General features: G+C 69.7%; 14 protein-coding genes and 1 tRNA gene. 5 read left to right on the forward strand and 10 right to left on the reverse strand.

From position 1 onward, the window contains the following. Positions 1-15: 15 nt before the first annotated feature. Complete coding sequence (locus H976_RS0103345; RefSeq protein WP_027860381.1) at positions 16-651, reverse strand: YigZ family protein; 636 nt, start codon at positions 649-651, stop codon at positions 16-18. A 42-nt stretch (positions 652-693) separates the two neighbouring features. On the opposite strand from H976_RS0103345, the gene H976_RS0103350 reads away from it, so the two are divergent. Further along, positions 694-1,581: an ABC transporter substrate-binding protein gene (locus H976_RS0103350; protein ID WP_027860382.1), complete on the forward strand. Its 888-nt coding sequence runs from the start codon at positions 694-696 to the stop codon at positions 1,579-1,581. Positions 1,582-1,833: 252 nt separating this feature from the next. Here the strand turns inward: H976_RS0103350 and H976_RS0103355 are convergent, their stop codons facing one another. Next, positions 1,834-3,234 (reverse strand): cystathionine beta-synthase, encoded by a 1,401-nt coding sequence (locus H976_RS0103355; RefSeq protein WP_027860383.1) that lies wholly within the window; start codon positions 3,232-3,234, stop codon positions 1,834-1,836. A 185-nt stretch (positions 3,235-3,419) separates the two neighbouring features. Between H976_RS0103355 and H976_RS0103360 the strand changes: the two genes are divergently transcribed. Next, complete coding sequence (locus H976_RS0103360) at positions 3,420-4,706, forward strand: endonuclease/exonuclease/phosphatase family protein (protein ID WP_027860384.1); 1,287 nt, start codon at positions 3,420-3,422, stop codon at positions 4,704-4,706. A gap of 26 nt (positions 4,707-4,732) precedes the next feature. Continuing rightward, positions 4,733-5,764, forward strand: a complete 1,032-nt coding sequence (locus H976_RS0103365) for an SGNH/GDSL hydrolase family protein (protein ID WP_027860385.1) — start codon at positions 4,733-4,735, stop codon at positions 5,762-5,764. Between the two features lie 13 nt (positions 5,765-5,777). On the opposite strand, the gene H976_RS0103370 is transcribed toward H976_RS0103365, so the two are convergent. Beyond that, positions 5,778-6,629, reverse strand: coding sequence for a Bax inhibitor-1/YccA family protein (locus H976_RS0103370; RefSeq protein WP_231388781.1), 852 nt, complete (start codon positions 6,627-6,629; stop codon positions 5,778-5,780). 239 nt (positions 6,630-6,868) lie between these two features. On the opposite strand from H976_RS0103370, the gene H976_RS24325 reads away from it, so the two are divergent. Then, a complete protein-coding gene (locus H976_RS24325) occupies positions 6,869-7,816 on the forward strand; it encodes a type IV toxin-antitoxin system AbiEi family antitoxin domain-containing protein (protein WP_051276120.1) in 948 nt (315 codons plus the stop codon). 40 nt (positions 7,817-7,856) lie between these two features. Here H976_RS24325 and H976_RS24330 read toward each other — a convergent pair whose 3' ends face one another. Continuing rightward, positions 7,857-9,308 carry a cellulase family glycosylhydrolase gene (locus H976_RS24330; protein WP_051276122.1) on the reverse strand — a complete coding sequence of 484 codons (1,452 nt, stop codon included), beginning with the start codon at positions 9,306-9,308 and terminating at the stop codon, positions 7,857-7,859. A gap of 82 nt (positions 9,309-9,390) precedes the next feature. Between H976_RS24330 and H976_RS0103385 the strand changes: the two genes are divergently transcribed. Then, on the forward strand, positions 9,391-9,780 hold the full coding sequence (locus H976_RS0103385; RefSeq protein ID WP_027860387.1) for a VOC family protein: 390 nt from the start codon (positions 9,391-9,393) through the stop codon (positions 9,778-9,780). Between the two features lie 9 nt (positions 9,781-9,789). Here H976_RS0103385 and H976_RS0103390 read toward each other — a convergent pair. The 6 genes from H976_RS0103390 to H976_RS0103415 form a co-directional block, all read right to left on the reverse strand. Then, positions 9,790-9,866 (reverse strand) — tRNA-Leu (locus H976_RS0103390). Positions 9,867-9,887: 21 nt separating this feature from the next. Continuing rightward, a complete protein-coding gene (locus H976_RS0103395) occupies positions 9,888-10,622 on the reverse strand; it encodes a uracil-DNA glycosylase (protein ID WP_027860388.1) in 735 nt (244 codons plus the stop codon). Further along, positions 10,619-11,671, reverse strand: a complete 1,053-nt coding sequence (locus H976_RS24335; protein ID WP_051276124.1) for a YihY/virulence factor BrkB family protein — start codon at positions 11,669-11,671, stop codon at positions 10,619-10,621. Before H976_RS24335 ends, H976_RS0103395 begins: the two co-directional genes overlap by 4 nt. Beyond that, positions 11,672-12,613, reverse strand: a complete 942-nt coding sequence (locus tag H976_RS0103405; RefSeq protein ID WP_027860389.1) for a Ppx/GppA phosphatase family protein — start codon at positions 12,611-12,613, stop codon at positions 11,672-11,674. It abuts the gene before it with no gap. After that, positions 12,610-13,113: a DUF501 domain-containing protein gene (locus H976_RS0103410; protein ID WP_027860390.1), complete on the reverse strand. Its 504-nt coding sequence runs from the start codon at positions 13,111-13,113 to the stop codon at positions 12,610-12,612. The genes H976_RS0103405 and H976_RS0103410 overlap by 4 nt, the downstream gene beginning before the upstream one ends. Further along, positions 13,110-13,688 carry a septum formation initiator family protein gene (locus H976_RS0103415; protein ID WP_051276126.1) on the reverse strand — a complete coding sequence of 193 codons (579 nt, stop codon included), beginning with the start codon at positions 13,686-13,688 and terminating at the stop codon, positions 13,110-13,112. Before H976_RS0103415 ends, H976_RS0103410 begins: the two co-directional genes overlap by 4 nt. Positions 13,689-13,690 lie beyond the last annotated feature (2 nt).

Below are 13,690 nucleotides of genomic sequence, written 5' to 3' on the forward strand. Positions count from 1 at the left end.
ATCTGGGCCCGGCGTCTAGGCCTGGGAGTCCACCCACCGCTGGCCGATGACGCGCAGCTCGGAGGCCCCCGAGGTCAGCTCCGCGATGATCTCCTCGGCCACCGCCCGCGCCCGCGGTGGGATCGCGAAGCGCAACGAAGCCTCCCCGGTGTACTCGACCCCCAGCATCCTGGCCCCACGCGAGCGCAGGTCGTGCTCGAGGCGGCCCACCGCTGCGATGTCCACGGAGACCTCGCACAGCTCCTGCAGCACCCGCTCGACGACGCCGACCTCGTCGAGGGCGGCGCGGGTGGCCTCGGCGTACGCACGGGACAGGCCGCCGGTCCCGAGCATCACCCCGCCGAACCATCGGCTCACCACCGCGACGACGTCGCTCAGCTCCCGGCCGCGCAGCACCGACAGGATCGGAGCGCCACCAGTGCCGGGTGGTTCCCCGTCGTCGCTCGACTGCTCGACCGACCGGTCCGGTCCGACGATGAACGCGTTGCAGTGGTGCCCGGCGTTCCAGTGCCGCTTGCGCACCGAGTCGACCAGCCCCCGTGCCTCGACCTCGTCGGGCACCCGGGCGATCGTGCAACGGAACCGGGACTTCTCGACCTCGATCTCGGCCACCCCGTCGCGCGCCGGCGTGTAGTACGACGAGACAGCCACCTCTCGAGGGTACGGCGAGGCAACGTTTGGCACGATCGGTTCATGAGGATCGTCTCCCTGCTCCCGTCGACGACCGAGATCCTCTTCGACATCGGTGCCGGTGACGACGTCGTCGGGGTCACCTTCGAGTGCGACCACCCGCCCGCGGCCCGCGAGCGCACCATCGTCTCGACCAGCGCCATGCCCGAGGGACTCGACGCGGCTGGCATCCACGCGTTCGTGACGAGCGCGATGCGGGCCGGCGAGGACCTCTACCACCTCGACGAGGGCGCACTCTCCGGCCTCGACGCCGACCTGGTGGTCACCCAGGACCTCTGTGCCGTGTGCGCGGTCGACGTGTCGGTGGTGGACGACGCCCTGGCCCACCTCGGTTGCACGGCCGAGGTGCTGACGATCGACCCGCACACGCTCGCGGAGGTGCTGGACTCGGTGCACATCCTCGGCAGGGCCACCGGTCACGAGGCCGAGGCGAGGGCGCTGGTGGACGCGTTGACCGGCCGACTCGACCGGGTGGCTGAGGAGGTCGCGAGCCGTGGCACGACGGCACTGCGCGTGCTGCTGCTGGAGTGGACCGACCCGCCGTTCGCGCCGGGCCACTGGGTCCCGGAGATGATCCGGCTCGCCGGCGGGCTGCCCACGATCGGGTCGCCCGGCGAGAAGTCGGTGCGCGTCACCTGGGAGCAGGCGCTCGCAGGCGAACCCGCGCTCGTGGTGTGCGCACCGTGCGGCTACGACCTCGAGGGGTCGGCCGCGCTCGGCCTGGAGCTGCTCGGCTCAGGAGCGCTGCCCGCCGACGTGCCGGTCTGGGCGGTCGACGCCAACGCGTCGTTCGCGCGTCCTGGTCCTCGTCTGGTCGACGGGATCGAGCACCTCGCGCGCATCATCGCGGGGCGGCAACCGCCGGCCCACGCGGCCCGCCGTCTGCGCTAAGGAATCGGCGGAACGGGCCGATAGAGGGGTGTGGTGGGGGGTGAGTGGCGGGGCCGTCTTGGGAGGACTGCCCCACCACTCGACATCCTCGGATGGAAGTGGAGGGACCCGCGAGCGGGCATTCCATGCCTTGGACGATGCCATCAACCAGAGGCGGGAACCACAGGTTCGATGTGCATGCCCCAGACTAGGCACGCAGGGCCAGTCTGGCGAGCAATACGGGACAAATTCGATTGGGATATTAGGGGCGTTTCACTCCCGCCCCACGTATCCCAACAAGTCCTGCCGAGTGAGCACTCCGACGGGTTGTCCGTCCTCCTGCACGAGCAGCGCATCGGCGTCGCGGAGAGCCGCGATCGCGTCCTCGATGTCGGCTCCGGCACCGACCGTCGGCAGGGGCTCGTCCATGTGCAGCTCGACCTGGTCGGCCAGTCGCGCGTCCCCGGCGTAGAGCGCGTCGAGGAGCCGTCGCTCGGAGACCGACCCGGCGACCTCGGCGGCCATGATGGGTGGCTCGGCGAGGACCACGGGCATCTGCGAGACGGCGTACTCCTGGAGGATCTGGACGGCCTCGGCGATGGTCTCGCTGGGGTGGGTGTGGATCAGGGCCGGGATGTCGCCCTTCTTCGCGTGCAGCACCTCGCCGATGGTCACCCCGCTGCGCGAGCCGGTGAGGAAGCCGAAGCGGGCCAGCCAGTCGTCGTTGAACACCTTGGTGAGGTAGCCGCGGCCGCTGTCGGGCAGGAGCACGACGATCACGGCGTTCCCCGCTTGATCCGACGCAGCGTCGAGCTCCCGGGCCAGCTGCACCGCGGCGTACGCCGCCATGCCGGACGACCCACCCACGAGCAGGCCCTCTTCGCGAGCCAGCTGGCGTGTCATCGCGAAGGAGTGGGCGTCGGAGACCTCGATCACCCGGTCGGCGATGGTGCGGTCGTAGGTGTCGGGCCAGAAGTCCTCGCCCACCCCCTCGACGAGGTAGGGGCGTCCGGTGCCGCCGGAGTAGACCGAACCGGCCGGGTCGGCACCGACCACGACGACGTCGGGCCCTCCCCGTTCAGCAGAGCGCTCCTTGAGGTAGCGCCCGACACCGCTGATCGTGCCGCCGGTGCCCATGCCCGTGACGAAGTGGGTGATCCGGCCGTCGGTCTGCTCCCAGATCTCGGGGCCGGTCTGCTCGTAGTGGGAGAGCGGGTTGTTGGGGTTGGAGTACTGATCGGGCTTCCAGGCACCCTCGGTCTCGCGCATCAGCCGGTCCGAGACGCTGTAGTAGCTGTCGGGGTGATCAGGTGCCACCGCGGTCGGGCACACCACCACCTCGGCGCCGTACGCCCGCAGCACGTTGCGCTTGTCCTCGCTGACCTTGTCGGGGCACACGAAGATGCAGTGGTAGCCGCGCTGCTGCGCGACCAGGGCCAGTCCGACGCCGGTGTTGCCCGAGGTGGGCTCCACGATCGTGCCGCCGGGCTTCAGCTCTCCCGACGCCTCCGCGGCGTCGACCATCCGGACCGCGATCCGGTCCTTCACCGAGCCTCCGGGGTTGAGGTACTCGACCTTGGCGAGCACGAGCGAGGCGGTGTCGCCGACCACGTGGTTGAGCTTGACCAGCGGGGTGTTGCCGATGAGCTCGAGCAGGGAATTCGCGTACTTCATGCGGCAAACCTACCGGCCCGGCACGCGTCCCGAACGAGGTCATCGAATCGCCGTTTGGCAAGGACCGACACACCGATTTGTCGCATCATTTTTCACATCGGCCCCACGTGACCCAAAAAATGGTGCATACTTCCCAAGATTTCCATTACCTGACCGAGCGCGAATTTCTAGGGAGACACGCCGAGATGACTGCCAACCGACCGCAGATCCTGCTCAGAGCCCTGGTCGGCCTCGTGACCCTCGGCGTCGTACTGACACCGACGCTCGTGCCGGCGGCCGACGCCGCAAAGCCCCAGGACCCCAAGACGCGCGCCCAGACGGCTCCCAACGTGTTCTACCCGTTGCGGAACCTGAAGTCGGTCAAGGATCTGCGAATCAGCAGCCGCAAGCACTTCGGCACCGACATCACCGGTCCCTGCACCGCGGGTGTGTTCGCCTCCCACCCGGGCGTGGCCAGCGTCTACACCGCGCCCAACCTCGGCACCTACGTCCGGGTCCGCGCCAACGGTGGCGCCGGCCTCACCACGACCTACGGCTACCTCGGCCGCACCTTCGTCACCGACGGCCAGATCATCCAGTCCGGGCAGGCGATCGGCCAGGTCGGCAAGCGTCCCGGCACCTCGAGCTGCCGGCTCTACTTCTCGGTCACGCGCGGCGGCAGGTACGCCAACCCCACCGCGTGGCTGAACGCGTACGTCGGCAAGCTGCCCCCCGTCTCGTCGCTGTTCGGCACCCGCGGCTTCCTGGTCGCCTCGTTCAACGTCCTCGGCGCGAGCCACACCGCGCGGAGCAGCAAGTACGCCACCGGCAACGCCCGCATCAACCGCACGATGGCCATGCTGAACGGCCGCCACATCGACGTGGTCGGCACCCAGGAGTTCCAGGAGACGCAGTTCGACTACTGGACGGCGCGCGGCAACGGGTCCACCTGGGGCGCCTTCTACTGGGACCCCGAGGGCAAGAAGCGGGACACCGAGAACGCGATCCTCTACCGCAAGTCGACGATGGAGCTCGTCTCCGGCTCGACCTTCGACATCCCCTACTTCCACGGCAACACCCGTCACGTGCCGGTCGCGCTGCTGCGGGAGAAGTCGAGCGGCCGCACCGTCTACGTGATGAACGTGCACAACCCGGCGAACACGCAAGGCCCCGCGGCGACGTACCGCGCCCGAGCCATCGCGATCGAGAAGCAGAAGATCATCGACCTGCGCGCCACCGGTCGTCCGGTGCTGTTCACCGGTGACTTCAACGACCGTCAGAAGGCGTTCTGCCCGCTGACGGCCAACAAGCTGACGATCTCGCCGAACAGCATCCCCTCGATGACCTGCGCGTACCCCAAGCCGTCCTCGATCGACTGGATCTTCGCGGCCGGGCAGGTGCGGTTCTCCAGCTTCGGCCGGGACACCTACCCGCAGTCGGCACGGATCAGCGACCACCCGATCGTGCAGGCCCGGGCACACCTGCAGGACTGATGGATACCGGTCAGTAGAATTGCGGCATGGGTAGGGCAGCGGCAGCACGCAAGCTGGCAGCCGCTGCTGCCTATGGCGGTGGAGGGCTCTCGGTCCTCGGCGCCTCCCTCTACGGGTTGCTCCGGACCGAGGCCATCCTGGCCCGCAAGGCGATCGGCAACGCCGAGGGCCGGGTGCCGAACTCCACCGGCTGGTACGGCCGCGGCCGGCCCGGGCCGGCGATCAAGATCGCGCTGCTCGGCGACTCCAGCGCCGCCGGCTACGGCGTCAGCAGCGTCGAGGAGACGCCCGGCGCCTGGCTCGGCTCCGGCGTGGCCGAGCGCCTCGACCGGCGCGTCCACCTGCGCTCCTTCGCGGTGGTGGGGGCCCAGTCCAGCGATCTCGCGGCGCAGGTCGACGCCGCCCTGCAGCTCGACCCCGACGTCGCCGTCATCCTGATCGGCGCCAACGACGTCACCCATTCGGTGCTCCCCGCGGCATCGGTGCGGCACCTGTCCGAGGCCGTACGCCGCCTCCGCGACGCCGAGGTGGCGGTCGTGGTGGGCACCTGCCCCGACCTCGGCACGATCTCGCCGATCCCGATGCCGCTGCGCCAGGTCGCCCGGGTCTGGTCACGTCGGCTCGCCGCGGCCCAGACGATCGCGGTCGTGGAGGCGGGCGGCCGCACCGTGTCGCTCGGCTCGATCCTGGGTCCCGAGTTCGCCGCAGCGCCGGCGCTGCTGTTCGGGCCCGACCACTTCCACCCCTCGGCCGCCGGCTACGAGGCGCTGGCCAGGCTGCTGGTCCCCTCGGTGCTCTCCGCCCTCGGCGAGGGTGACGCCGAGGAGGAGACGCCACGGGTCGGCCGCGGCGAGGCGGTCATGCCGATCGGGTACGCAGCCGTACAGGCCAGCCAGAACCCGGGCACCGAGATCGACGGCACCGAGGTCGGCGGAGCGCTCCGCGGCGTCGGCGGCCGCTGGGTCACCCTCATGCGGCGCCGGCTGCTGCCCACGGGCGATGTCGAGACACCACACGAAAACGCCCCGGCCGATGACTCGGCCGAGGCGTCCGCGTGAGGCTGCTGGGAGATCAGTTGCGCAGGATCGCGAGCAGCCGCAGCAGCTCGATGTAGATCCAGACGATCGTCACGGTCAGGCCGAAGGCGGCTCGCCACGACTCGCGCTCCGGCAGCCCGGCAGCGATGCCGCGCTCGACCTGGTCGAAGTCGAGGATCAGGAACAGCACGCCCAGCCCCAGCCCGATGACGCTGGAGAGCAGACCCATCGCACCGAAGCCGTTGAAGCCGAAGCTGTTGCCGAAGAAGCCCAGGACCAGGTCCAGCATCGAGACCGCGACGAAGCCGAGCCCCGCGGCGATCACCCACTTGTAGAACCGGGAGCCGACCTTGATGTTGAAGAACTTGTACGCCGCGAGGGTGCCGGCCACTGCCGCCATGGTGCCGAGCACGGCACCGATGACGAGCGTCGTGGGCGAATCCTCGGGCTTCGTGAAGATGTTCGTGACCACCTTGCTGAAGGCGCCGACGAAGACGCCCTCGAACGCCGCATAGGCCAGCACGAGCGCGGGACTGATGATCCGCTTGAACGAGTTCACCATCGCCAGCGCGAAACCGCCCAGGGCCCCGACCAGCGAAAGGGCGTAGAGGTTGCCCATCGCCGTCTCGCTGGTGAGCTCCGGCGTGGCGACCCAGGTCACTGCTGCGGCGAGGAACACCACCAGCAGGGTGAGTCCGGTCTTCTGCACGACCGAGTCGAGCGTCATCGGACCCTCGGTGGTGTGCGTCAGCGGCGTACCCGGCTGGCCGGGTGTGCCCACACTCCACTCGGACGGGTTGCCGGGGTAGGCCTGCGTGGTGTTCTCGTTGCGTCCGTTGAAGCCCTCGGACCGGGCGAAGATCGGGTTGCTGCTCGTCAGAGCCATGGCGTCCTCCTTTGGATGCCGCTGCGCACCACCCACTCTGGGCGTTCGCGTGTCCCCCGGATCCTACCGAGGTGACACTGGTTGAACGATCACCCCGGGGTCGGTGTTCCCGTGGGGTTCACCTGGGTCTGTGGGGTGGATCGCACCCGAATCCTGCACAGGATCGACCACACAACGCAGTATCCACAGGGCCGTGCTGTCGCGTCGCCGCTTCTCCTTGTCGGCGTCAACCTCTTCTCGTGGAGAGTGTGGGCGAAATCCTCGACTCGCAGACGGGTGTCATCGCCCGACGCCAGCTGATCGCGCGTGGATGGACCGACCACGAGATCGCGCGGATGCTCCGCAGGCGCGAGTGGGCGCGGGTCTTCGAGGGGGTGTACGTCGACCACACCGGTGAGCTCGCCTGGATCCAGCGCGCATGGGCGGCCGTGCTCTTCTCCTGGCCGGGCGCACTGAGCCACGAGTCGGCCCTCCGCGTCGGGGACGGTCCCGGACGCCGCGATGACGACAGTGGGTCCATCCACGTCGTCGTGGCTCGCGGACGACATCTGGCCGCCCCCGACGGTGTTCGGCTGCACCGTCGCGACGGCCTCGAGAAGGACGTGCTCTGGAACCTCGGGCCCCCTCGCGTCCGCTACGAGCCGGCCGCACTCGACGTCGCGATAGCGGCGACCAGCGACCTCGAGGCCATCGGCGTGCTGGCCAAGGCGGTGCAGTCGCGTCGTACGACGGCGCGCAGGCTGCTGGAGACCATGGCGACGCGGAAACGGCTGCGGAGGCGCGACTGGACGGCACGGGTGCTCAGCGACATCGCCGAAGGCACCTGCTCGGTGCTCGAGCACGGCTACCTCACGCGTGTCGAACGGCCGCACGGGCTGCCGCGTGCTCGCCGGCAGACCAGTGGCATCGGCCGAGCTGGTTGCGTCTATCGCGACGTCAGCTACGACCAACCGCTCGAGGTCGAGCTCGACGGGCGGCTGTTCCACGACTCCGCCGAAGGTCGGGACCGGGACTTCGACCGTGATCTGCTCACCCAGGTGGACGGCCGGCTCACGACCCGGCTCTCGTGGGGTCAGGTCTTCGATCGACCGTGCTGGACCGCCGGCCAAGTGGGTCTGCTGCTCCAACGACACGGGTGGACAGGGACGCCCACTCCCTGCGGACCGGACTGCGGCCTGCGTGGTTGATCGCACGCACCTGCTACGCGCGATCGACCACACTCCCCGATCAGGGCTTCGGTGTGACCTTCACCGTCACCGTCTTGGCCGAGGTCGCCCTGACCAGCACGGTCGAGCCGGTCTTCGTCGCCGTGCCGCCCGTGACCTGCACGTCGTACCCGTGCGGGGAGGTGAGTGGGCTGACGAAGATCTGCGTGGGCTGCTGGATGGAGAGCTTCGGGGTGTAGGTCATCGAGAACAGGCCGGTGGCGGCGTCGTACGAGATGGTGGTGGGGGTGCCGGCGGTGGCTTGCGGGTAGGTGCGCACGAGCTGGCGGAGCTTGTCCATCTTGACGGTCGAGAGGTCGGCGTCGTCGGTGAACAGCCCCTGGGAGTCGTCGGCGGTGGTCGGGTCGTCCCAGTGCTTGTAGGCCCAGTAGGTCCAGCCCATCAGGGCGTCGTCGGCCCCGTCGGCGTCGATGCCCACGGCGTTCACGTTGTCGGTGGCACCCCACTCGGTCATCAGGGGCGCCGCATCCATCCGACTGGCCTGGTCGAGGGCGTGGGTCTCGCGGTCGGCGGTGTAGTCCCGACAGTTGTCGGTGTTGCTGCCGGGGATGCCCTGGCTCTCGAAGAACACGTCGGGGCAGTAGTTGTGCCAGGAGAAGCCGAGGTTCTTCTCCCCCGCCACCGCGGTGTAGTAGGAGTCGAGCTTCTGGCCACCGGTGAACTGCTGCGGCTCCCACCAGACGATGTTCTTCGTGTCGGCCTTGCGCACCGCCTCGAGGCCGCGGGTCATCGCCGGCTGCAGCTCGGAGGAGTACGACGCGGCGCATCCGGTCGTCAGACAGCTCGGCCACTCGATGCCTGCCCACGGCTCGTTGAGCAGGTCGTAGCCCATCGAGTAGGGCTGGTTGCGGTAGTGCTGTGCCACCAGCTTCCAGGCCGCTGCCCAGCCGGTCAGCAGGTTGTCCTTGTTCGCCCAGAAGTGGTCGAAGACGGTAGAGACCTCGGGCGTCCAGTAGCCCTCCGGGAACGGCACCGGCAACCAGGGGGTCAGGGCGAACGGCAGCGGCCGCTTGGCCGCCCAGTCGGGGACACCCTCGCCGCCGTACTCCTCGTGCCACTGGTCCTGGTGCATGTCGAAGAGCGTCCAGATCTTCTTGCTCGACAGCAGCTTCGTCATCCGGTCGATGCGCCTGAAGTACGCCGGGTCCGCGACTCCGGGCTGGTCGGGCGTCACCCCGGCCCAGAGCACGCCGAGACGGGCGCCGTTGAAGCCGTACTTCGCGAACCACGCCGCGTCCTCGGCGGTGAAGCCGGCGGCCGTGTCCGGCGGTGCGTACGGCGCCCGCTTCCACACCAGGTTGAGCCCGTGCACGATCACGACCCGGCCGTACTGGTCGACCAGGAAGCGTCCCTGCCGCTGCAACCGTGGCGTCGTGTCGGCCGCCGACGCCGAGGAGACCGGGACGACGGTGAGCGCCACCAGGGCGGCCAGCAGCAGGGCGAGCTTCTTCATGCCCGGTAGAACGAGTTCTCGTTCTGCGGGTCACGGCACGAGCACGAGGCGCTCCTCGGGTGCCCGGCGCTAACCTCGCCGCATGGTGAGCTTCCGGGAGCCCCAGATCGTGCTCTTCACGGCCGACCTCCCGAGGGCTGCGGCTTTCTACGAGCGGCTCGGGTTCCGCGAGGCTTTCCGTACGCCGGCCGAGGGCGATCCCATCCATGTCGACCTGGTCCTGGACGACTACCGCATCGGGCTCGCCACCGTCGCCTCGACCCGCGAGGACCACGGCGTCGACGCCGAGGCCGCCGGTCAGCGTGCAGCCGTTGTCCTGTGGACCGACGACGTGCCGAGTGCGCTCGAGGAGCTCGTCGCGGCCGGCGCCACCCCGCACTCCGGGCCACTCCCCTGGCTGGGTCGCCTCACCATCGGCTGGGTGCTGGATCCCGACGGCAACCCGGTCCAGGTCGTGCAGCACGACAGCTGAAGGTCGGACTGGTGCCCCGGGTGGGGGTCGAACCCACACTGAGCGGTTTTTAAGACCGCTTCCTCTGCCGATTGGGATACCGGGGCTCCCGTGTCACCGCAGCCCGATCATAGGGACGCGAGCTCGGCCGCCCGGCCGAGGACGGCGTCCAGCATCGGCTGGGTGAGCCGGCCCGTGAAGGTGTTCTGCTGGGAGGGGTGGAAGCAGCCGAGGACGGTCAGGTCGCCGAGGGGGACCTCCACGCCGTGGCCGAAGCGTGGGCGCGGCCTCGGGGTGGGCAGGCCGGCCGCCGCGAGGGAGCGGAAGGCCGCGACCCACCCGAACGAGCCGAGGCAGACCACCGCACGCAGCCCGGGGAGCAGCAGCGACACCTCCCGGTCGATCCACGGCGCACAGGTGTCGCGCTCCTCCGTCGTCGGCTTGTTCTGCGGCGGGGCGCAGCGCACGGCGGCGACGATCCGGGTGCCACGCAGCTCGAGGCCGTCGTCGAGATGGGTCGAGGTCGGCTGGTTGGCCAGGCCGACGCGGTACAGCGACGCGAACAGCCAGTCGCCGGACCGGTCACCGGTGAAGACCCGTCCGGTGCGGTTGCCACCGTGCGCGGCGGGTGCCAGTCCGACGATCAGGATGCCCGGCTCGGTCGAGCCCCAGCCGGGGATCGGACGACCCCAGTACGTCTCGTCGGCGTACGACGCCCGCTTCTCGCGCGCCACCTGCTCGCGCCAGCTGACCAGGCGTGGACAGGCTCGGCACTCGCAGACCCGCGCGTCGACCTCCTCCAGCGAGGCGCGTGCCGCCAGTCGGGCCACGCCGCCTGCCGAGTGCGCGACCGGTGCAGTCACCGGCGTCCGAACGGCCGGTCGTTCGGGTCGCCCGGACCGGCGGCCGCCAGCCGGATGTCGCGCTGGACGGCGATGTCCTCGGCCCGCCTGGTGTCGGCCTTCTGGATGCCGCGGGTGTCGCGGACCGGGAGCTGGAGCGACTCCTCGGCCGCGACGCCGATCTGCAGCTCGCGGCCGCGTTCGAGCTCGGCGTCCAGCTCGGCCCCGAACAGCAGGGCCAGATTGGTGATCCACAGCCACAGCAGGGCGACGACGACACCGGCGATGGCACCGTAGGTCTTGTTGTAGGAGCCGAACTGCGTGACGTAGTAGCCGAAGCCGAAGGAGGCGACCAGCCAGATCAGGATCGCCACGAACGACCCCACCGAGATGATCCGGAACCGGGTGAACTTCACGTTGGGCGTTGCCCAGTAGAGCAGTGCGACGACGATCATGACGACGACCGCGAGCAGCGGCCACTTGACGATGTTCCAGACCGTGACCAGCTCGTCGCCCACGCCGATGGCGTTGCCGATGGACTGCGCGACCGGTCCGGACACGATCAGGATCACCAGGCACACCGCGCAGAGCACCACGGTCGAGACAGTGACGATCAGCTGCATCGGGCGCATCCGCCAGAACGGCCGGCCCTCCTGCACCTCGTAGATCTTGTTCATCGCGCGGCTGAAGGCACCGACGTAGCCGGAGGCCGACCACAGCGCACCGACGATGCCGATGACCAGCGCGAGGCCGGCGCCCTGGGAGGACGCGAGCTGGTTGAGGATGGTCTCGACGTTGTCCGTCGTCTTGGTCGACGTGATCAGCGGGTCCAGGATCTCCATGATCTTGTCCACGGAGTCCTGGGGGGTCTGGCCGAGGAGGCCGACGAGGGACAGCAGCGCGATCAGGCCGGGGAAGATCGCCAGCACCGAGTAGTAGGTGAGCGCCGCGGCCAGGTCGGTGGCTCCGTCGTCGCCGAACTCGCGGAAGGTCCGCTTGGCCACGAACAGCGCCGTGCGCTTGGGCGGAGCAGGGTGGTCGGCGGGCTCTTGGGATTCGTCGTCCGGCATCTAGCTCTCCTTCCCGTCCGACGGCGAGACCAATGACCAGGCGATGCCGTCGAGGATGTCGTGCTCGGAGACCAACAGGGAGTTGACCGTCGTACGTTTCAGGACGCGGTCGAGGATCAGCCCACCGGCACCGATGACGTCGGCCCGACCGGGGTGCATGTAGGGCAGCGCCTTGCGCTGCTCGATCATCATGCTCAGCAGGCGCGTGACCAGTCCCTGCACGGCGTCGGGGCGCAGCACGCTGTGGTGGATCAGGGTGCGGTCGTAGGTGCCGAGGTCGAGTACGCCGGCCGCAAGTGTGGTCACCGTGCCGGCCACGCCGATCACCGCGCCGGCATCAGCCGGGTCGACCGAGCAGCCGTCGAGGGCGGTGTCGATGTCCTCGACGGCAGCACGGACCTGGTCCTTCGACGGCGGGTCATCGGCGAGGTGGCGCTCGTTGAGCCGCACCGAGCCGATGTCCAGGGAGTCGCGGGCCACGATGGTGCCGTCCTCGTTGCCGAGGATCAGCTCGGTCGAGCCGCCGCCGATGTCGAGGACCAGCAACGGCTCGGGCATCGGTGGCAGGTCGCGGGTGGCCCCCGCGAAGCTGACCCGGGCCTCCTCGAGCCCGTCGAGCACCTCCGGCGGCACACCGACGCGCTCGCGCACACCAGCGATGAACTCCTCGGCGTTCTCGGCGTCACGGGCGGCCGAGGTGGCACAGAACCTGGTGGCCTGGACGTCGTGCTCGAGCACGATCTCCATGTACTCCTCGACGGCCGAGAACACCCGTTGCAGCGAGGCGTCCGCGATCCGACCGGTGCGGTCGACGCCCTGACCCAGACGGACGATGCGCAGCTCGCGCACCAGCTCGGTGCTCGTGCCGGCCTCGACATCGAGGTCGGCGATGAGGAGGCGCAACGAGTTGGTGCCGCAGTCGAAGGCGGCGACCCGGGTCATGAGGTCCCTCCTGGGGAGACGCACGGGCCGGACTGCCACCACCCACCCAGCTCGTCGAGCACCTCGTCGCCGAGCGGGTTCACCCCACGGCCCTGGGCCAGGGACTGTCCCGCCAGCACGTGCAGGCACTTCACCCGGTCGGGCATCCCTCCCGCGGAGACACCCGCGATCTCCGGCACCTCCCCGATCGCGGTGCGGGCCTCCAGGTAGGCCTCGTGCGCACGGCGGTACGCCGCTGCCAGCTCGGGGTCCTCTCCGAGACGATCGGTCATCTCGCGCATCAGCCCGGACGCCTCGAGGGTCCCGATCATCGAGGCCGCCCGTGGACAGGTGAGGTAGAAGGTCGTCGGGAACGGTGTGCCGTCGTCGAGCCGGGGCTCGGTGGCGACGACGTCGGGGTTGCCGCACGGGCACCGATGGGCCACGGCGTGGATCGAGCGCGGTGGCCGGCCGAGCTGGGCAGCCACGACCGCTTCGTCACCGGTATCGACAGGGGTCACTGGCCGGGGTCGGGAGTGGGCGTCGGTGACGGCGTGATCTGGGTCGCCGGGGTGGGCGCCTTCTTGGGATGGTCGGCCACCTCGAGGGTCCCGTAGACCTTGCCCCACCAGGGGTCGGGCACGCTGCGCGCGACCGAGCTGGGATCGGTGAGCTCGTCACCGTGCTCGAGCGGCTGCCCGTTGCGGTCGAGGACCTGGTAGCTGGTCTCGCCCGGCATCACCCAGCCGAAGCGTTCGCGTGCCTGCGCCTTGACGTATTCGTCGTCCGCCCAGCGGCGCTTCTCGCGCTCCAGTGCCTTGATGTCACGCTCGGAGCTGGCGATCTGGGCACGCAGGTCGTTGATGTGCGAGCGCTGCTGCAGGTAGGCCCGCATCGAGGACGCGTAGGAGATGGTGAGCACCGCGACGACGACCACGAGGATCGCCATCCGGTTGGTGAAACGAGGACGCGGCGCCGTCGCCTCGGCCGCACGCGCCCGCTCGGTGCCGCGGGCGCCGGGTCGGATGTTGCGCTGGACCTGCTCGCGCCGGGATCCCCGGCGCGGTCGGTCCTGCGGCGTACGACGTGTCGGCATCG

The organism is Marmoricola sp. URHB0036 (assembly GCF_000426045.1).
GTDB lineage: Bacteria > Actinomycetota > Actinomycetes > Propionibacteriales > Nocardioidaceae > Marmoricola.

Coding starts and splice junctions, on each gene's coding strand:
- H976_RS0103350 (WP_027860382.1), top strand. CDS start 694: ATGAGGATCGTCTCCCTGCTCCCGTCGACGACCGAGATCCTCTTCGAC.
- H976_RS0103355 (WP_027860383.1), bottom strand. CDS start 3,234: ATGAAGTACGCGAATTCCCTGCTCGAGCTCATCGGCAACACCCCGCTG.
- H976_RS0103360 (WP_027860384.1), top strand. CDS start 3,420: ATGACTGCCAACCGACCGCAGATCCTGCTCAGAGCCCTGGTCGGCCTC.
- H976_RS0103365 (WP_027860385.1), top strand. CDS start 4,733: ATGGGTAGGGCAGCGGCAGCACGCAAGCTGGCAGCCGCTGCTGCCTAT.
- H976_RS0103370 (WP_231388781.1), bottom strand. CDS start 6,629: ATGGCTCTGACGAGCAGCAACCCGATCTTCGCCCGGTCCGAGGGCTTC.
- H976_RS24330 (WP_051276122.1), bottom strand. CDS start 9,308: ATGAAGAAGCTCGCCCTGCTGCTGGCCGCCCTGGTGGCGCTCACCGTC.
- H976_RS0103385 (WP_027860387.1), top strand. CDS start 9,391: ATGGTGAGCTTCCGGGAGCCCCAGATCGTGCTCTTCACGGCCGACCTC.
- H976_RS24335 (WP_051276124.1), bottom strand. CDS start 11,671: ATGCCGGACGACGAATCCCAAGAGCCCGCCGACCACCCTGCTCCGCCC.
- H976_RS0103405 (WP_027860389.1), bottom strand. CDS start 12,613: ATGACCCGGGTCGCCGCCTTCGACTGCGGCACCAACTCGTTGCGCCTC.
- H976_RS0103415 (WP_051276126.1), bottom strand. CDS start 13,688: ATGCCGACACGTCGTACGCCGCAGGACCGACCGCGCCGGGGATCCCGG.